The sequence below is a fragment of the Streptomyces sp. NPDC035033 genome (assembly GCF_040636735.1).
In the GTDB taxonomy this organism is placed as follows: domain Bacteria; phylum Actinomycetota; class Actinomycetes; order Streptomycetales; family Streptomycetaceae; genus Streptomyces.
On the sequence record NZ_JBEZUZ010000089.1, the window covers coordinates 1 to 18,960 of the forward strand.

The following is an 18,960-nucleotide window of genomic DNA, read 5'->3' on the forward strand; positions in this document are numbered from 1 at the left end:
CGTTGGTGGCGGACACGAGGACGACGTCCAGGTGCTGCGCGAGCCGTCCCAGCAGGTCGGGCCCGCAGGGCCCTCCCGCCGGCCGTCCTAGACCAGCGCGCTGCCCGGCAGCTCGACCTTCGCGCCGAGCTCCACGAGCTTCTCCATGAAGTTCTCGTAGCCGCGGTTGATCAGTTCGATGCCGTGGACCCGGCTCGTGCCCTGGGCGGCCAGGGCCGCGATCAGGTACGAGAAGCCGCCGCGCAGGTCCGGGATGACCAGATCGGCGCCCTGGAGCTTCGTCGGGCCGCTGACGACCGCCGAGTGGAGGAAGTTCCGCTGGCCGAAGCGGCAGTCGGAGCCGCCCAGGCACTCGCGGTACAGCTGGATGTGGGCCCCCATCTGGTTGAGCGCCGAGGTGAAGCCGAGCCGGGACTCGTACACCGTCTCGTGGACGATGGAGAGGCCGGACGCCTGCGTCAGGGCGACCACCAGCGGCTGCTGCCAGTCGGTCTGGAAGCCGGGGTGCACGTCGGTCTCCAGGTGGATCGCGTTCAGCGAGCCGCCCGGGTGCCAGAAGCGGATGCCCTCGTCGTCGATCTCGAAGGCGCCGCCGACCTTCCGGTAGGTGTTGAGGAAGGTCATCATCGAGCGCTGCTGGGCGCCGCGCACGTAGATGTTGCCCTCGGTGGCCAGCGCCGCGGACGCCCAGGAGGCCGCCTCCAGGCGGTCCGGGATCGCCCGGTGGGTGTAGCCGTCGAGCTTGTCGACACCGGTGATCCGGATGGTCCGGTCGGTGTCCATGGAGATGATCGCGCCCATCTTCTGCAGCACGCAGATCAGGTCCTCGATCTCCGGCTCCACGGCCGCGTTCGACAGCTCGGTGACGCCCTCGGCGAGGACGGCGGTGAGCAGCACCTGCTCGGTCGAGCCGACCGAGGGGTACGGGAGGCGGATCTTGCAGCCGCGAAGGCGCTGCGGGGCCTCCAGGTACTGGCCGTCGGCCCGCTTCTCGATGGTCGCGCCGAACTGGCGGAGCACGTCGAAGTGGAAGTCGATCGGCCGGCCGCCGATGTCGCAGCCGCCCAGGCCCGGGATGAAGGCGTGGCCGAGGCGGTGCAGCAGCGGGCCGCAGAAGAGGATCGGGATGCGCGACGAGCCGGCGTGGGCGTCGATGTCGGCGACGTTGGCGGACTCGACGTGCGTCGGGTCGAGCACCAGCTCGCCGGGCTCCTCCCCGGGACGGACCGTCACCCCGTGCAGCTGGAGCAGCCCGCGGACGACGCGGACGTCACGGATGTCCGGTACGTTGCGCAGTCGGCTGGGACCGCTGCCGAGCAGGGCGGCGACCATCGCCTTGGGCACGAGGTTCTTCGCGCCGCGGACGCGGATCTCACCCTCCAGCGGGGTTCCGCCGTGGACGAGCAGTACGTCATGGCTGTCTGTGCCGGTCATGAATCTCGCGTTCCGGAGTCGTCGGTCGGGTGGCCAGAGAAAAGGGTAAGGGGCCATTGGACCCCGATCGGGCCGGGCGAGGGCCCTGGCAGATGTAATGAATTCGGCACAACACCCTCCGTTTCCGCGATCTTGCGGACTGTCACCGTCCGCTTCCCCCGGACGGCCGGTCCGGGCCCTCCTGTCCCGCCCCTCCCGACCTGCGGGGCTCGCTCTCCTTTCCCCGGGTTTCCCCGGGTTTTCCGGCATTGCGCCCGAGAACCTCCGCGCGCGCCGAAGATGCGGGATCATGTGTCGCATGACCGAGGTGTCCTCGCTCACAGGACGGCTGCTCGTGGCCACCCCCGCCCTCGCGGACCCGAACTTCGACCGCGCGGTCGTGCTGCTGCTCGACCACGACGAGGAGGGCTCGCTCGGCGTGGTCCTCAACCGGCCGACGCCGGTCACCGTCGGCGACGTGCTCGCCCCCTGGGCGGAGCTGGCCGGCGAGCCGGGCGTCGTCTTCCAGGGCGGCCCCGTCTCGCTCGACGCGGCCCTCGGCCTCGCCGTCATCCCCGGCGACGAGGGCCCGCTCGGCTGGCGCCGGGTCTTCGGCGCGATCGGCCTCGTCGACCTGGAGACCCCGCCCGAACTCCTCGGCCCCGCCCTCGGCGCGCTCCGCATCTTCGCCGGGTACGCGGGCTGGGGCCCGGGCCAGTTGGAGACCGAGCTGACCGAAGGCGCCTGGTACGTCGTCGAGTCGGAGCCCGGCGACGTCTCCTCCCCGACCCCCGAGACCCTCTGGCGCCAGGTCCTCCGCCGCCAGCGCGGCGACCTCGCCATGGTCGCCACCTACCCGGACGACCCGTCGCTCAACTGAGCCCCGCCGCTCCCAGTACCCTTGGGTCCCATGAGCACTCTCGAGCCCGAGCGCGGGGCAGGTACGGGAACCCTCGTGGAGCCGACGCCGCAGGTGTCCCACGGTGACGGTGACCACGAGCGCTACGCCCACTACGTCCAGAAGGACAAGATCATGGCGAGTGCCCTCGACGGCACTCCCGTCGTCGCACTGTGCGGGAAGGTCTGGGTGCCGGGGCGCGACCCCAAGAAGTACCCGGTCTGTCCGATGTGCAAGGAGATCTACGAGTCCATGGGCTCGGGCGGAGACAAGGACAAGGACAAGGGCGGCAAGGGGAAGTAACCCCTCCTCCGGTCCGGTCGGGGACGGCCCCCGTCGTACGCGCCAGCGGTGCGTACGACGGGGGCCGTCCCGTTTTTCCGGGCCCGCGCCGGGCCCGCTCCGGGTCTCGCGCCGGGCCCTTCCCGGACCGGTTCCGGACCTCGCGCCGGGCCCTCCCCGGGCCGGTTCCGGGTCGTTCCCGGTGTCCTCCGGCGGGCTCGAAGTGGTCGAGACCTCTTGTCGTGATCGCCCGGCGCGCCTAACCTCACCGCTGTTGTTGTGCAAAGCGAAACGCCCGTTGCGCATGGTGCAACGCACAGTCGGAGGGGAACCGCCTTGAAGCTTCCTGCCCGGATCACCGCCCCCGTCGCCCTGCCGCTCGCCGCCCTCGTCCTCGCCGCCTGCGCGCCCCAGACCTCCGCCCCCGCCGCCGGCGGGGACGAGAGGAGCGGCACCCTGCGCGTCTGGCTCTTCCAGGAGGTCGCCAACCAGCCCAAGGCGAAGGTCGTCGACCAGGCCGTCGCCGCCTTCGAGGAGAAGCACCCCGGCACCGAGGTCGAGGTCGAGTACATCCCCGTCGAGACCCGCGCCCAGCGCGTCACGGCGGCCTTCAACGACCCCGCGTCCGCGCCCGACGTCATCGAGTACGGCAACACCGACACCGCCGGCTACGTCGAGGACGGCGGACTCGCCGACGTCACCGCCGAGTTCGCCGCCTGGGACCAGGCCGCCGACACCGACGCCACCGCCCGGCAGTCCGTCACCGTCGGCGACAAGGTGTACGGAGCCCCCCTCTTCGTCGGCGTCCGCGCCCTCTACTACCGCACCGACGTCTTCCGCGAGCTCGGCCTCACCCCGCCCAGGACCCAGGACGAACTCGTCACGACCGCGAAGAAGATACGCGAGGCCAGGCCCGAGCTGTACGGCATCGCCGTCGGCGGCGCCTACACCTACGGCGCCCTGCCCTTCGTCTGGGCCGCCGGCGGCGACCTCGCCGCCAAGGACGCCTCCGGCGCCTACAAGGCGGCCCTGAACAGCGACGCCGCCGTCCGGGGCCTCACCACCTACACCTCGCTCCTCGGCGACGACAACTGCCCCGCCGCCACCTGCGCCCAGATGGGCGGCAACGCCACCGTCACCGCCTTCGCCGCCGGCAAGGCCGGCATGGCCATCGGCGGCGACTTCAGCCACGCCGCCGTCGAGGCGGGCGAGGTCAAGGGCGCGTACGCCGTCGTCCCGCTGCCCGGCACCACCCCCGGCTCCATCGCCCCCGCCTTCGCCGGCGGCAACAACATCGGCGTCCTCAGGTCCACCTCGCACCGCACCCTCGCCGTCGAGCTGATGAAGAGCCTCGCCGGCAAGGAGACCCAGGCGAAGCTGTTCGACGCCATGGGCTTCCTGCCCACCTTCACCGACGTCCGCGCCGACGCCGCCACGCGCAAGCCCTTCGTCAAGCCGTTCATCGACACCCTCGCCGCCGGCACGAAGTTCGTGCCCGCCACCGCCGCCTGGGGCCGCATCGACTCCTCGCTCGTCGTCCCCACGATGCTCCAGGAGATCGCGAGCGGCCGGAAGGACGTCAGGACGGCCGCCGGCGACGCGGCGAAGAAGATGGACGCGGCCTTCGCCGAGGCGGGCTGAGGCGGATGACCGTCGCCCTCGCCGACCGCCGGCCCCGGAGCCGTACCGAAGGAGGACGCACCGGGAAGGACCGCACCGGGAAGGACCGCACCGGGAAGGACCGCACCGGGAAAGGCCGTACCGGCACCTCCGCCTGGACCCCCTGGCTCTACCTCCTGCCCGCCCTCGCCGTCCTCGGCGGCCTCCTCGTCTACCCCGTCTACCAACTGGGCCTGATCTCCTTCCTGGAGTACACCCAGGCCCAGGTCAGCGGCGGCCAACCCACCTCCTTCCAGGGCCTCGGCAACTACGCGGCGCTCTTCCGCGACGCCCAGTTCCGCGAAGTCCTGCTCGCCACCGTCGTCTTCGCCGCCGCCTGCGTCGCCGGCACCCTCGTCGTCGGCTGCGCCCTCGCCGTCCTGCTCACCCGGGTACGGGCGCTGCCCCGGCTCGCCCTGATGCTGGCCGCGCTCGGCGCCTGGGCCACCCCGGCCGTCACCGGCTCCACCGTCTGGGTCTTCCTCTTCGACGCCGACTTCGGACCGGTCAACAAGCTCCTCGGCCTCGGCGACCTCTCCTGGACCTACGGGCGGTACAGCGCCTTCGCGCTCGTCCTCCTCGAAGTCGTCTGGTGCTCGTTCCCGTTCGTGATGGTCACCGTCTACGCCGGGATCCGGGCCGTCCCCACCGAGGTCCTGGAGGCCGCCGCCCTCGACGGCGCCTCCCCGTGGCGGATCTGGCGCTCCGTGACCGCGCCGCTGCTCCGCCCGATCCTCGCCGTCGTCACCATCCAGTCCGTCATCTGGGACTTCAAGGTCTTCACCCAGATCTACGTCATGACCAACGGAGGCGGCATCGCCGGCCAGAACCTGGTCCTCAACGTGTACGCGTACCAGAAGGCCTTCGCCTCCTCCCAGTACAGCCTGGGCGCGGCGATCGGCGTCGTCATGCTGCTGATCCTGCTCGCCGTGACCCTGGTGTACCTGCGGCTGCTGCGCCGCCGGGGGGAGGAACTGTGACCGGCCTCCGGATCCGCCGCCCCGGGCGGCTGCTCGCCGAGGCGGCCGCGCTCCTCACCGCCGCCGTCGTCGCCTTCCCGCTCTACTGGATGGTCCTCTCCGCCCTGAAGCCGGCCGGCGAGATCCAGTCGACCGAGCCCCGCCCCTGGACGCTCTCCCCGTCCCTCGACTCCTTCCGGCGCGTCTTCGAGCAGCAGGACTTCGGCCGCTACTTCCTCAACAGCCTGCTGGTGGCCGGGGCGGTCGTCCTCGCCTCCGCCGTCATCGCCTTCCTCGCGGCCACCGCCGTCACCCGCTTCCGCTTCCGGTTCCGCACCACCCTGCTGGTGATGTTCCTGGTGGCGCAGATGGTGCCGGTGGAGGCGCTGACCATCCCGCTCTTCTTCCTCATGCGGGACGCCGGACTCCTCAACACCCTCGGCTCGCTCGTCCTGCCGCACCTCGCCTTCTCGCTGCCCTTCGCGATCTGGATGCTGCGCGGCTTCGTCCGGGCCGTGCCGGAGGCCCTGGAGGAGCAGGCCCGGATCGACGGGGCGAGCCACGCCCGCTTCCTGTGGACGATCCTCTTCCCGCTGGTCCTCCCCGGGCTCGTCGCGACCAGCGTCTTCTCGTTCATCTCGACCTGGAACGACTTCCTGTTCGCCAAGTCGTTCCTCATCAGCGACACCTCGCAGTCCACCCTTCCGATGGCACTGCTCGTCTTCTTCAAGCCCGACGAGAACGACTGGGGAGGGATCATGGCCGGATCGACCGTGATGACCGTCCCGGTGCTCGTCTTCTTCGTACTCGTACAGCGCCGCCTGGTCTCCGGACTGGGCGGCGCGGTGAAGGACTGACGTGATGACAGAGACGGACCTGATCCCCGCGCCCCTGGAGGCCCGCACCGAGGGCGACGGCCCCGGGTGCTTCTCCCTCGACGAGCGGACCACCCTGGACGCCGGCCCGGGCACCGGGGGCACCGCCCGCTGGCTGCGCTCCGTCCTCGGCGCCGCCACCGGCCTCCCCCTCGCCGACGGCCCCGGCCCGCACGCGATCCGGCTGCGCCTCTCCCCGGAGGCGGAGCAGAAGTACGGCCCCGAGGGCTACCGCCTCTCCACCGAGGACCCGGAGGCGGCCGTCACCCTCGACGGCGGCGGCCCCGCCGGCCTCTTCTGGGGCGCCCAGACCCTGCGCCAGCTCCTCGGCCCCGACGCGTACCGGCGGGCTCCCGTCCGCCCCGGCGCGGACTGGGAGCTGCCGTACCTGACCGTCACCGACCGCCCCCGCTTCGGCTGGCGCGGCCTCCTCCTCGACGTCTCCCGGCACTTCACCGCCAAGGAGGACGTGCTGCGGCTGCTCGACCTGATGGCCGCGCACAAGCTGAACGTCTTCCACCTCCACCTCACCGACGACCAGGGGTGGCGGATCGAGATCCGGCGGTACCCCCGCCTCACCGAGGTCGGCGCCTGGCGGGCCCGCTCCAAGCGGGGCCACCGCGCCTCGCCGCTGTGGGACGACACCCCGCACGGCGGCTTCTACACCCAGGACGACATCCGGGAGATCGTGGCGTACGCCGCCGAGCGGCACATCACCGTCGTCCCGGAGATCGACCTCCCCGGCCACTCGCAGGCCGCCATCGCCGCGTACCCCCGGCTCGGCAACACCGACGTCGTCGACACCTCCGCGCTCACCGTCTGGGACACCTGGGGCGTCAACCCGAACGTCCTCGCCCCCACCGAGGAGGTGCTCCGCTTCTACGAGGGCGTCCTGGAGGAGGTCCTGGAGCTCTTCCCGTCGACCTTCGTCCACATCGGCGGCGACGAGTGCCCCAAGGACCAGTGGAAGGCGTCCCCGGCCGCCCAGGCCCGGATCGCCGAGCTCGGCGTGGGCGACGAGGAAGGGCTCCAGTCCTGGTTCGTCCGCCACTTCGACCGCTGGCTCGCCGACCGGGGCCGCCGCCTCATCGGCTGGGACGAGATCCTGGAGGGCGGCCTCGCCGAGGGCGCGGCCGTCTCCTCCTGGCGGGGGTACGGGGGCGGGATCGCCGCCGCGGAGGCCGGGCACGACGTCGTCATGTGCCCCGAGCAGCAGGTCTACCTCGACCACCGGCAGGACGGCGGCGAGCACGAGCCGGTGCCGATCGGCTTCGTCCGCACCCTGGAGGACGTCTACCGCTTCGAACCGGTCCCGCCCGGCCTCTCCGAGGCGGCGGCCCGGCACGTCCTGGGCACCCAGGCCAACGTGTGGACCGAGGTCATGGAGAACCGCGACCGCGTCGACTACCAGGTCTTCCCCCGCCTCGCCGCCTTCGCCGAGGTCGCCTGGTCCGCCCTGCCCGCCCCCGCCGAGCGCGACACGGCCGGCTTCCTGCGCCGCATGGAGACCCACTACCGGCGCCTCGACGCCCTCGGCGTCGCCTACCGGCCGCCCGCCGGCCCCGCCCCCTGGCAGCGCCGCCCCGGTCTCCTCGGCCGCCCGATCGACGGGCCGCCCCCGATCGTGTGAGCCACCTCGCGTCCCGGGGTCACCCGGGAGCGGCGAAAGGGGAGTTACCTTCTCTGTCAGGGCGTCCCCGGGCGTCCCGGGCCGTCTCCGGACATCCCCGGGCGTCCCGGGCGTCCTGGACGAAGGGCCCTTCGCGGCCCCTCGCTCCGGACGGCCCGGAAGATGTGCCAGAGTTGCCACGTCCGGCCTGTGAGCACGTACGGTACGCCCACACACAGGCGCACCGCGCGCCCGCTCGCAGGCGCGCGGCGGCCGGGCACAGTCGGGGACGGACCGGGACAACCGGGAAGGGGCAGCGGGTTGACCACGCACGCACCACAGACGGCGCAGTCCGTGACGCTGCCCGCCTCGCTCGACGAGGCCGTGGCCGCGCTGACCGCCATGCCGGCGGCCGTCCCCGTCGCCGGCGGCACCGACCTCATGGCCGCCGTCAACCGCGGTCAGCTCCGCCCCGCCGGACTCGTCGGCCTCAGCCGCATCAACGAGATCCGCGGCTGGCAGTACCAGGACGGCCACGCCCTCCTCGGCGCCGGCCTCACCCACGCCCGGATGGGCCGCCCCGACTTCGCCGCCCTCATCCCGGCCCTCGCCGCCGCCTCCCGCGCGGCCGGACCGCCCCAGATCCGCAACGCCGGCACCCTCGGCGGCAACGTCGTCACCGCCGCCCCCACCGGCGACTCGCTGCCCGTGCTCGCCGCCCTGGAGGCCGACCTCGTCGTCATGGGCCCGCTCGGCAGTCGCGAGATCCCCGTCTCGCACCTCCTCGCCGGGCGCGACCTGCTCGCCCCCGGCGAGCTCGTGGCCTTCGTCCGGGTGCCGCTGCTGCACGCCCCCCAGGTCTTCCTCAAGGCCACGGGCCGCACCGGCCCGGCCCGCGCCACCGCCTCCGTCGCCGTCGTCCTCGACCCGGCCCGGCGCGGGGTCCGCTGCGCCGTCGGCGCGGTCGCCCCGATGCCGCTGCGCCCGCTGGAGGCCGAGCGCTGGATCGCCGCGCTGGTGGACTGGGACAACGACCGGGGGCTCGCGCCGGAGGCGCTGACGGCCTTCGGCGAGTACGTCGCCGCCGCCTGCGTCCCCGACCCGCCGGGCGACGAACAGCTGCCCCCGGCCGTCCTGCACCTGCGGCGCACCGTCGCCACTCTCGCCCGCCGGGCACTGGGGAGGGCCCTGTCGTGAGCACCAGCAACCACGAGCCGAACGAGACCGCGGCGCCCGCCGCGCCGGGCGGCTGGGAGCCGATCCCGCAGAGCGAGGGGTACGACGAGGGCGCGACCGCCTTCGTCCACCTGCCGCCGGAGTTCATGCTGGACGGGGTGCCCCTGGAGGCCCCGGGCCACGGCTACACGCCGCCGATGATCGTGCCGCTCCAGCCGCTGCCGCAGCCCCCGGCGGCCGATCCGGAGGCCGCCGCCTGGCCGGAGCCGTTCCAGGAGCCGTTCGCGGAACCGTTCGCGGAGCAGGGCCCCGAGTCGCTGCCGCACGGGTACGGCGAGGAGACCGCGGGCGCGCCGATGGCGCGGCCGTACATGGAGCAGGACCCGCACGCGACGGCCGAGTGGCACTTCGGCGCGACGGGGCAGTGGGAGGTCCCGGAGGCGCCGGCCGGTCCGGAGGTGCCGGGGGTCCCGGAGGTGCCGGGGGTGCCGGTCGGCCTGGAGGTGCCGGTCGTCCCGGAGGTGCCGGGGGTGCCGGTCGTTCCGGAGCTGCCCGAGGGGCTGCCGTCGTTCCCCGGCTTCGCGGCCGGAGCGCCGGCGGCGCCGGCCGGGGCACCCGCCGACGCGCCCGCGCCCGTCTCGTACGAGCAGGCCCCGCCGACCCTGCCGGGCGGCGCGCCGGCGCCGTGGGCGGTGCCGGAACACGCTTCGGAGCACGCCCCGGAGGCCGCCGAGGAGCCCCTCGCGGAGCCCGTGGAGGAGTTCACGGAGGAGTTCGCGGAGGAGCCCGCCGAGGAGCCGGAGGCCGGGCCGGAGCCCGCGTCGGAGCCCGTGCCCGCGCCGGAACACGCGGCCGCGGCCGAGCCCGTGCCCGCCCCCGCCCCGGCTCCCGTGTCCGGACCCGCGCCCTCCGAGGAGCCGGTGGCGCCCGCCGCCGTCGTCGAGGCCGGACCGGCCGCCCCGGCAGCCCCGGCCCCCTCGTACACCTCCGTCGACAGCGACGAACACCCGCACACCTCCTACGTCCTGCGGGTCAACGGCGCCGACCGGCCCGTCACGGACTCCTGGATCGGCGAGTCCCTGCTGTACGTGCTCCGCGAGCGGCTCGGGCTCGCCGGGGCCAAGGACGGCTGCTCGCAGGGCGAGTGCGGGGCGTGCAACGTCCAAGTGGACGGGCGGCTCGTGGCCTCCTGCCTGGTGCCGGCCGCGACCGCCGCCGGGTGCGAGGTGCGGACCGTCGAGGGGCTCGCGGTGGACGGGGAGCCGTCCGACGTGCAGCGGGCCCTGTCGCGGTGCGGCACCGTCCAGTGCGGCTTCTGCATCCCGGGCATGTGCATGACCGTGCACGACCTGCTCGAAGGCAACCACGCCCCCACCGAGCTGGAGACCCGCCAGGCCCTCGCCGGCAACCTCTGCCGCTGCTCCGGCTACAAGGGGGTGCTCCAGGCCGTCAAGGACGTCGTCGCCGAGCGCGAGGCCACCGCCGCCGACCACGCGGCCGCCGGCGAGGACGACGCCACCGGCCGCATCCCGCACCAGCTCCCGCACCCCGACCACACCCACCAGCACGACGGAGGCATGGCGTGAGCAGCGACGCGACGACCGCCATTCCCACGCTCCCCTTCGCCGAGGCGGCCGGTGCCGCGCCGGAGCAGCCCGAGACCCCCCTCCGGGGGCTCGGCGCCTCCCTCCCGCAGGCCGACGCGCGGGCGAAGGCCGAGGGCACCTTCCCGTACGCCTCCGACCTGTGGGCCGAGGGCCTGCTGTGGGCCGCGATCCTGCGCTCCCCGCACGCCCACGCCCGGATCGTCTCCGTGGACACCTCCGCCGCCGAGGCCATGCCCGGGGTGCGGGCCGTGGTGACGGCCGCCGACGTGCCCGGCGCGGCCACCTACGGCCGGCGGGTCGCCGACCGGCCGGTCTTCGCCGACGGACTGGTCCGGCACCACGGCGAGGCCATCGCCGCCGTCGCCGCCGACCACCCCGACACCGCCCGGCTCGCCACCGCCGCGATCCTCGTCGAGTACGAGCTCCTGGAGCCCGTCACCGACCCGGAGAAGGCGTTCGCCGCCGAACCGCTCCACCCCGACGGCAACCTGATCCGGCACATCCCGCTGCGCTTCGGCGACCCCGAGGCCACCGGCGAGGTCGTCGTCGAGGGCCTGTACCGGGTCGGCCGCCAGGACCCGGCCCCCATCGGCGCCGAGGCCGGGCTCGCCGTGCCGCGCCCGGACGGCGGCGTCGAGCTGTACACCGCCTCCACCGACCCCCACACGGACCGCGATCTCGCCGCCGCCTGCTTCGGTCTGACGCCGGACCAGGTCAAGGTGGTCGTCACCGGCGTGCCCGGCGCCACCGGCGACCGCGAGGACCCCGGCTTCCAGATCCCGCTCGGTCTGCTCGCGCTGCGCACCGGCTGCCCGGTGAAGCTCACCGCCACCCGCGAGGAGTCCTTCCTCGGCCACGCCCACCGGCACCCGACCCTGCTGCGCTACCGCCACCACGCCGACGCCGAGGGCCGGCTCGTGAAGGTCGAGGCGCAGATCCTGCTCGACGCCGGCGCGTACGCCGACTCCTCCGCCGAGTCCCTGGCCGCCGCCGTCGCCTTCGCCTGCGGCCCGTACGTCGTCCCGCACGCCTTCGTCGAGGGCTGGGCCGTGCGCACCAACAACCCGCCCTCCGGTCACGTCCGGGGCGAGGGCGCGATGCAGGTGTGCGCCGCGTACGAGGCGCAGATGGACAAGCTCGCGGGCCGGCTCGGCATCGACCCCGCCGAACTGCGCATGCGGAACGTCCTGTCCACCGGCGACCTGCTGCCCACCGGCCAGACCGTCACCTGCCCGGCGCCCGTCGCCGAACTCCTCGCCGCCGTACGGGACTTCCCGCTGCCCGCCCTCCCCAAGGACACCCCGGAGGAGGAGTGGCTGCTGCCCGGCGGCCCGGAGGGCGCGGGCGAACCCGGCGCGGTGCGGCGGGGCGTGGGGTACGCGCTCGGCATGGTGCACATGCTCGGCGCCGAGGGCACCGACGAGGTCTCCACGGCCACCGTCCGCGTCCTCGACGGCGTCGCGACCGTCATCTGCTCGGCGGTGGACACCGGTTCGGGCTTCTCGACCCTCGCCCGCCAGATCGTCCAGGAGACGCTCGGCGTCGAGGAGGTCCACGTGGCCCCCGTCGACACCGACCAGCCCCCGGCCGGCGCCGCCACCCACGGCCGCCACACCTGGGTCTCCGGCGGGGCGGTGGAACGGGCCGCGAAGATGGTCCGCACCCAGCTCCTCCAGCCGCTCGCCCACAAGTTCGGCATGTCGACGGAGCTGCTCCAGATCAGCGACGGCAAGATCACCTCGTACGACGGCGTCCTCTCGACCACCGTCGCCGAGGAGATGAGCGGCAAGGAACTGTGGGCCACCGCCCAGTGCCGCCCGCACCCCACCGAGCCGCTCGACGAGTCCGGCCAGGGCGACGCCTTCGTCGGCCTCGCCTTCTGCGCGATCCGCGCGGTGGTGGACGTCGACATCGAGCTCGGCTCGGTGCGGGTCGTGGAGATGGCCGTCGCCCAGGACGTCGGCCGGATCCTCAACCCCGCCCAGCTCGCCACCCGCATCGAGGCCGGCGTCACCCAGGGCGTCGGCGCGGCCCTCACCGAGAACCTGCGCACCGCCCGCGGCCTGGTCCGCCACCCCGACCTCACCGGCTACGCCCTCCCCACCTCCCTGGACGCCCCCGACATCCGCATCGTCAAGCTCGTCGAGGAACGCGACGTGGTCGCCCCCTTCGGCGCGAAGGCCGCCAGCGCCGTCCCCGTCGTCACCTCGCCGGCGGCGGTCGCGGCGGCGGTCCGCGCGGCGACCGGCCGCCCGGTCAACCGGCTGCCGATCCGACCGCAGGCGGCGGTGGCGGCACCGTAGCCGGAACATGACTGATTCGCGCCCCTGTGCGGGGTGCCCGCCCGCACCTGCCGGTAGAGTCACAGGCCGGTTGCGCGGGGTCATGGGGGAGCGGGTCGCCCGACGGCGCGGCGACGATCGGCCGGGCGGTGCGCCCGGCCGATGAGCGTCGACCGCGCGCGGCGCATCCCGATCCGGCTCCGAACACGGCGCGCAGCCTGACCGGAACCGGACGAACGGGGGACGTGATGGCCTGGCAGGAGTGGGAACAGCTCAAGGCCGAAGCCGCGGAGCGGCAGCCGACCCAGATGCAGCTGAACGGAGCCGGCGGAGGCGCCGGAGCGCAGGGCGGTGGCGGTGGGGCCGGCGTTCTGGGAAGCGTGCCGGCGGCGAAGAAGAAGGCGGCCAACACCATCGAGACCACGCTGGAGCCGGGCACGCGGAAGGCGGCGGACGTCGCCGACGAGCCGACGGCCGCGGCCGTCAGGAGCTTCGCGGGCTGGGACACCGCTGTGGGCCTCAAGAAGGCGCACGAGAAGTGGGACGACCAGGTGAAGCGCCTGATGGGGCGGCTGAGTTCGCACAAGGTGGGCTTGCGGGGCGCGGTCAGCACTCTGACAGGAACCGACGCGACGGCCGGCCTGACGGTCCGCTCCGTGCCGTCCGGTCTTTCGGGCCTGGACCGGTAGGAGGGGACTGTGCCGAGCTATCAGCAGATCATGGAAATGGACTTCTCCGCCCTCACCGGTGCCGCGGACGGCTGGAAGAACATGGCGGCCAAGTTCAAGACGCTCGAGGACATCTTCGCTAAAGAAGTCCAGAGCGTCTCGACCGGAGGTGGATGGAGCGGGGAGAGCGCCACCGCTTCGATCCAGCCCTTCGTGGTGACGCGGAAGGAGTACGTCTCCGCGCAGAAGGAAGCGCGCGCCATGGAGTCACTCCTTCGTGACGCGCACGCCGGGTTCGTGGAACTCAAGGCGGCGGTGAAGTCGGCGGTCGCGGACGCCGTCGCCGCCGGGATGAAGGTCTCGGACAGCGGCGTCGCGAGTTACGACTTCAGCAAGGTCGACGCGGAGACGGCGAAGGCGCTCCGTCACGACCCGGAGCTCCCGAACATCGAGGACTCCTACACCCGCACCATCATGAACGCGGTGAAGGCGGTCAACGAGTGGGACGCGGACGTGAAGCGTGCTCTGCTGAACGCCTCGGGCGCGGACGCGAGCTGGCCGGTCGGGTTCAACCCGAGGCCGGTCGGCGATGTCGAGGCGGTGGAGGCACTGGCCCTCACGGACAAGGTCCGTTCGGGGAAGGCCTCGCCCGAAGAACTCAGGCACTACCAGGAGCTGCTGCGCGAGAACGCCGATGACAAGCGCTTCAGCGAGGGATACCTGTACGGCCTGGGCGCGGAGGGGACGTTGCGGCTCGCCGACCAGATGAATACGGCGGCCCAAGACCGCGACGTCTCCGCAGGCGACAAGAAGATCTACGAGTCCATCACCGCAAGCCTCGCCGCCACGATCGCATCGGGCACCAGGGACCCGAACAGCTACGCCTACAAGCCCTTCATGCAGGAGCTCAACAGCTTCGGCGACGAATCGCTGGACAATTCCGATCCGGTATACGGATATCAGGTCCTCGCGACCCTGATGGAGAACGGCGATGGCTACGGCAAGCAGTTCCTCAACGACGTGGGCAGCGGCATCATCGATGCCGAGCGGGGAAACACGCACTGGTCGGACGAGTCTGATCCCGATCGCCCGAACCTTGTGGTCGATCCGCTGGACGCCCTGCTCAAGACCATGAGCGAGGACCCGAAGTCGGCCGAGTACTTCCTCGATCCGGCCGCCGAGGGGAACAAGAACGATCACCTCGCGTACCTGCTCACCGAGCGCGAGTGGAATCTTGAGGGCACGCCCAAGGCGGAAGGCCTGGGCGCGGCGATCCAGGCCGCGGCCACCGGGCACGAGCCCGGCGAGAAGCTCGGCCCGCCCGGTCTCCACACCGAGGGCCAGGCGCGCGTGATGCACAACGCCATCCGGCTGCTCGACAGCGAGATGGGCGGCGACGAGTTCCCGGAGCACCTGGAGAACCTGCGCCGGCCCATGGCCCAGGCGATGGCCGACTACGTGGCGGACACGCACGAGATTCTCGGTGGTAAGAACATGAACTACGGTGGCGTCGGGGGAAGCGACTCCATCCACGGTTCAGGAGACCGGGCGAACATCGCAGTGGGACAGGGCAGCCTCGTGCGGGTCATGCGTGGTATCGCGGACGACGCCCCCGCGTTCTCCCTGCTGTACGACACCGAGCGGACCTATGCCGCGTCGATACTGAACGACGCCCCGAGTTTCTCCGGCGGCCTGCATGACGACAGTGCGGACTGGAACGTCCGGGCCAGTGGTATCGGCAATGCCTTGGGCGCGTTGAACGGGATCGGGCTCGATGTCTATGTCGACAAGCAGGACGACAGGGAGAAGTGGGCGGAAGAGACCGCCAAGTACTCCGTCAACGGCGTCAACGGGGTCGTCGGAGCGATCCCGTTGGTGGGTTCGGCGGCCAGTTCACTCGTCGACACGATCGGCTTCGAATGGGAACAGGGCGTCAAGGACGATGCCGAGGGTACGGCCATACGGGAAGGCAGTGGGCACTATGCCACGGGTTCGGACGGTCTCAACGCGATGATGCGCAATTGGGGTGAGCGTGAGCACATGCTGGACAATAATGCCTTCAGGGAAGCGCGGGAAGGGGCCAATAATTCCTTTGCCAGCGGCAGGGACGCAGCAAAGTCGCATCTCCAGTCGCCGAAGGCGGGATGACGTGCGCATGCGCTTCGCCGGGCTGCTCGTCCTTTCCGTGTTGGCGACGTCCTGTACGTCCGAGCCTGCGTCGACGCCGTCCTCGGACTACTTCTGCGGCATGGACAGCGGCTCGGACGGCGAGAAGGCGGTGCAGCGGACGCTCCGGTCCGAACAGTTCATCACGAACTATCACGTACCGACGGACACGCTGGTACAGCGGCTCGGAGCGGGGCTGCGCCAAATGAAGCCGGGAGGCCATACGGCATCCCATTACACGTGCGCCTACCAACCTCAGCCCAAGAAAGAAACAAAGGGCGTGAGCGTCGAGTTCTCATGGACCTCGCCCAGTGAGCCGACCTGGGACCGAGTTCCACCGGAGGAGATCACCCGTTACGACGTCAACGGTGTCCGTGTCGAGTCGACCTACTGGCTTGCCAAGCTTTCCGTGGCGTGCCGGCTGCCGGGAGAGCTCGACGAAGCCTCCCGGAAAGCAGTGTTCCGGGCTGAATTGTCGAACACGCTGAACTCGGAGAGGCGGGACGACGCCGAGGCCGAGAAGCGGCAGGTCGAGCTCCTCTACATCCTGGCGGGACGTGCCACCGACGCACTCGGTTGTGAGGGCGATCCCCTCAAGGGCGATCCCGTGGCGAAGCCGGTGCCCACCGCGTAGGGGTCCGAGGGATGCGCGCGCGGCCGAGGCCCGCACCCGTGCGGACGGGTGCGGGCCTCGGCTTCTGGAGACCGTGGTCGGATTCGAACCGACGTCACTCGCTTTGCAGACGAGCCCCTGAACCACTCGGGCACACGGTCGTGTTGGTGGCGACAACGACGACGTTAGAGGCCTGCGGAGAGGGGCTCAAGGGAGAACGGCGCCGTGCCACGGGACTGCAATGCCGCTGCCACACGCCGTTCATGGAAGGGCGTGGGGACCTGATGGATTCGGCGCGGTGTGGGGTGGCTGGATAGCGGGAGTAAACGTTCAAGCGGGTGTGGGAGAAGCGCTGTTGGGGCACTGTTCCCTGTCTTTCCGCCCCCCGGCTGGAACCCGACGCACACGTCTGTGCGCTCCCGTGTGCGTGCGTAAACTCCGGGGGCTCGGTGGCGGACGGGGGGAGTGACGTGTCGTTCGAGGACGAGTGGGCCGCGGCGAAGGGACCGGAGACAGGGTGATCACATGAGGCTGCTGGGGATTTCCGTGGAAAGGGTGCTGAAGGGTGCTGCCTCCGGGTTGGCCGTGTGTCTCCTCGCCACCGCGTGCGGCGGGGAGGAGGAGCCGGAACCGGAGCGTGTCACGGCTGAGCAGCAGTGTGATGACACCCTGTCGCCGGACGCGGCCCGCGCTCTGGAGACGGTGCTGAAAACGAAGCGGTTCTCGCACGATCCGAGGGGTGGCCTGGAACGGACCACTGACGCGCTGGTGGCGGATCACGAGAAGGGCGAGCGGAGAACGCCGACGCATTACCTGTGTAAGGCCAATCCCTCCGAACTCTCGGACACGGTCACCGTCGAGTTCCGCCTCTACAGGGACGCCGACCTTCCTGGGGGCGCCCGCCTGGCGGGTCTTCATCCGTACGAGATGGGGGTGGAAGCCATGTCCGGGCCGAGAAGGGCGCGGCTCTACATCAGGTGCACCAGCCCCCGGCTCCAGGGGTCCGACAAGCGCCCCGCCCGCATCATGGGGGAGCTCTACTTCATCAGGTCCGAGCTTCCCGACACCGTCCCCGTCCGCGAAGCCCACCTCACCATCCTCCACTCCGTGACCCTCGCCGTCGTCCGGAAGCTCGGTTGCGAGGGCGACGCCGGGCTGACCGAGAAGCCCGTCCTCAAGCCGTTGCCCGAGTAAGGGGGGCGTAGGACCAAAGGGGGAACGTCGCATCCGACCCGCGACAGGGGTCACCTGGGGATACGGCCCTTACCCTGGGCCCATGAGCGCCCTCGAACCCCGTGATGCCGAGATCACCGCCGCCCCGGCCGCCGACCCACCTCGCGGGTCCGTCCTCGACGCCGCCCACCGGGCGCTCAGCGTCGGCATCGTCTCCGTCGTGCTGCTCATCGCCTTCGAGGCGACGGCCGTCGGCACGGCCATGCCGGTGGCCGCGCGGGAGCTGGACGGGATATCCGTGTACGCCTTCGCGTTCTCCGCGTACTTCACGACCAGCCTCTTCGGGATGGTCGTCGCCGGGCAGTGGTCCGACCGGAAGGGGCCGCTGGTGCCGCTGACGGCCGGGATCAGCGCCTTCGCGGCGGGGCTGCTGCTGTCGGGGACGGCCGTGGCGATGTGGGTGTTCATCCTCGGACGGGCCGTGCAGGGGCTCGGCGGCGGGCTGGTGATCGTCGCCCTGTACGTGGTCGTGAGCCGGGCGTACGACGAGCACCTGCGGCCCGCGATCATGGCGGCCTTCGCGGCGAGCTGGGTCGTGCCGTCCGTCGTCGGGCCGCTCGCGTCGGGGACGATCACCGAGCACCTGGGGTGGCGGTGGGTCTTCGTCGGCATCCCGGTGCTCGTCGTGCTGCCGCTCGCCCTCGCGCTCCCCGCCATCCGCCGGACCGCCTCCGGGCCCGCCGACCCGTCGGCGCCCGTCGCCGCCTGGGACCGGCGGCGGATCCTGCTGGCGCTCGCGATCTCGGCGGGCGCCGGGCTCCTCCAGTACGCGGGGCAGGAGCTGCGCTGGCTGTCGCTGCTGCCCGCCGCCGTGGGCGCCGCGCTCCTCGTGCCCGCCGTACGGGGGCTGCTGCCGCGCGGCACGGTGCGGGCCGCGCGCGGGCTGCCGGCCGTGGTCCTGCTGCGGGGCGTGGCCGCCGGGTCCTTCATCGCCGCCGAGTCCTTCGTGCCGCTGATGCTCGTCACCCAGCGCGGTCTGAGCCCCACGCTCGCCGGGCTCTCGCTCGCGATGGGCGGCCTGACCTGGGCGCTCGGCTCCTGGATCCAGTCGCGGCCGTGGACGGAGCCGTACCGGGAGCGGCTCGTCGTGCTCGGCATGCTGCTGGTCGCGGTCGCGATCGCCGCCGCGCCGAGCGTGCTGCTGCCGGCCGTGCCGGTGTGGACGGTCGCCGTGGCCTGGGCCTTCGGCTGCCTCGGCATGGGCGTGGTGATCGCCTCGACGAGCGTGCTGCTGATGAAGCTGTCCCCGCCGGAGGAGGCGGGCGCGAACTCCGCCGCGCTCCAGATCTCCGACGGCCTGTCGAACGTGCTGCTGCTCGCCGCCGGCGGCGCCGCCTTCGCCGCGCTCGGCGGCGGGGCGGTCGGGCACGCGGTCACGTCGGCCGCGTCCGGGGCCTCCCACCCGGGCGCCTTCGCCGCCGTCTTCCTGCCGATGGCCGCCGTCGCGGCGGCGGGGGCGTGGGTGGCGACGCGGCTGCGGGAGGCCCCGGCGGCCCCGCGGTAATCCGGTACCGGATTGA

15 protein-coding genes and 1 tRNA gene are annotated in these 18,960 nt (G+C 72.4%); 14 read left to right on the forward strand and 2 right to left on the reverse strand.

The genetic code is table 11. The features are described from left to right. Positions 1–87 precede the first annotated feature (87 nt). Positions 88–1,434, reverse strand: coding sequence for a UDP-N-acetylglucosamine 1-carboxyvinyltransferase (gene murA / locus AB0E83_RS28250; RefSeq protein WP_362117783.1), 1,347 nt, complete (start codon positions 1,432–1,434; stop codon positions 88–90). A 298-nt stretch (positions 1,435–1,732) separates the two neighbouring features. Here murA and AB0E83_RS28255 point away from each other — a divergent pair, with 298 nt between their 5' ends. From AB0E83_RS28255 to AB0E83_RS28310, 12 genes are all read left to right on the forward strand, one after another. Next, positions 1,733–2,293: a YqgE/AlgH family protein gene (locus AB0E83_RS28255; protein WP_362117786.1), complete on the forward strand. Its 561-nt coding sequence runs from the start codon at positions 1,733–1,735 to the stop codon at positions 2,291–2,293. A gap of 30 nt (positions 2,294–2,323) precedes the next feature. Then, positions 2,324–2,614 carry a DUF3039 domain-containing protein gene (locus AB0E83_RS28260; RefSeq protein WP_037879418.1) on the forward strand — a complete coding sequence of 97 codons (291 nt, stop codon included), beginning with the start codon at positions 2,324–2,326 and terminating at the stop codon, positions 2,612–2,614. Between the two features lie 315 nt (positions 2,615–2,929). After that, positions 2,930–4,234: an extracellular solute-binding protein gene (locus AB0E83_RS28265; protein WP_362117790.1), complete on the forward strand. Its 1,305-nt coding sequence runs from the start codon at positions 2,930–2,932 to the stop codon at positions 4,232–4,234. Between the two features lie 5 nt (positions 4,235–4,239). Continuing rightward, complete coding sequence (locus tag AB0E83_RS28270) at positions 4,240–5,232, forward strand: sugar ABC transporter permease (protein ID WP_362117793.1); 993 nt, start codon at positions 4,240–4,242, stop codon at positions 5,230–5,232. Beyond that, positions 5,229–6,068 carry a carbohydrate ABC transporter permease gene (locus AB0E83_RS28275; RefSeq protein ID WP_362117796.1) on the forward strand — a complete coding sequence of 280 codons (840 nt, stop codon included), beginning with the start codon at positions 5,229–5,231 and terminating at the stop codon, positions 6,066–6,068. The genes AB0E83_RS28270 and AB0E83_RS28275 overlap by 4 nt, the downstream gene beginning before the upstream one ends. A gap of 4 nt (positions 6,069–6,072) precedes the next feature. Beyond that, positions 6,073–7,716 carry a beta-N-acetylhexosaminidase gene (locus AB0E83_RS28280; RefSeq protein ID WP_362117799.1) on the forward strand — a complete coding sequence of 548 codons (1,644 nt, stop codon included), beginning with the start codon at positions 6,073–6,075 and terminating at the stop codon, positions 7,714–7,716. 300 nt (positions 7,717–8,016) lie between these two features. Beyond that, a complete protein-coding gene (locus tag AB0E83_RS28285; protein ID WP_362117802.1) occupies positions 8,017–8,892 on the forward strand; it encodes an FAD binding domain-containing protein in 876 nt (291 codons plus the stop codon). After that, positions 8,889–10,457 (forward strand): (2Fe-2S)-binding protein, encoded by a 1,569-nt coding sequence (locus tag AB0E83_RS28290; RefSeq protein ID WP_362117805.1) that lies wholly within the window; start codon positions 8,889–8,891, stop codon positions 10,455–10,457. Before AB0E83_RS28285 ends, AB0E83_RS28290 begins: the two co-directional genes overlap by 4 nt. After that, positions 10,454–12,781: a xanthine dehydrogenase family protein molybdopterin-binding subunit gene (locus tag AB0E83_RS28295; RefSeq protein WP_362117808.1), complete on the forward strand. Its 2,328-nt coding sequence runs from the start codon at positions 10,454–10,456 to the stop codon at positions 12,779–12,781. Before AB0E83_RS28290 ends, AB0E83_RS28295 begins: the two co-directional genes overlap by 4 nt. Before the next feature lie 128 nt (positions 12,782–12,909). Then, on the forward strand, positions 12,910–13,449 hold the full coding sequence (locus AB0E83_RS28300) for a hypothetical protein (protein ID WP_362117811.1): 540 nt from the start codon (positions 12,910–12,912) through the stop codon (positions 13,447–13,449). A gap of 9 nt (positions 13,450–13,458) precedes the next feature. Further along, entirely contained in the window at positions 13,459–15,576 is a 2,118-nt protein-coding gene (locus AB0E83_RS28305) for a hypothetical protein (protein ID WP_362117814.1), read from the forward strand. A 1-nt stretch (position 15,577) separates the two neighbouring features. Continuing rightward, positions 15,578–16,228 (forward strand): hypothetical protein, encoded by a 651-nt coding sequence (locus tag AB0E83_RS28310; protein WP_362117817.1) that lies wholly within the window; start codon positions 15,578–15,580, stop codon positions 16,226–16,228. Positions 16,229–16,293: 65 nt separating this feature from the next. Here the strand turns inward: AB0E83_RS28310 and AB0E83_RS28315 are convergent. Further along, a tRNA-Cys gene (locus AB0E83_RS28315) sits at positions 16,294–16,368 on the reverse strand. Between the two features lie 364 nt (positions 16,369–16,732). On the opposite strand from AB0E83_RS28315, the gene AB0E83_RS28320 reads away from it, so the two are divergent. Both AB0E83_RS28320 and AB0E83_RS28325 read left to right on the forward strand, forming a co-directional pair. Beyond that, the gene (locus tag AB0E83_RS28320; RefSeq protein WP_362117820.1) at positions 16,733–17,401 is read left to right on the forward strand and encodes a hypothetical protein; all 669 of its coding nucleotides are present in this window, start codon (positions 16,733–16,735) and stop codon (positions 17,399–17,401) included. An 82-nt stretch (positions 17,402–17,483) separates the two neighbouring features. Beyond that, positions 17,484–18,944 (forward strand): MFS transporter, encoded by a 1,461-nt coding sequence (locus AB0E83_RS28325; RefSeq protein ID WP_362117823.1) that lies wholly within the window; start codon positions 17,484–17,486, stop codon positions 18,942–18,944. The last annotated feature ends 16 nt before the right edge of the window (positions 18,945–18,960 follow it).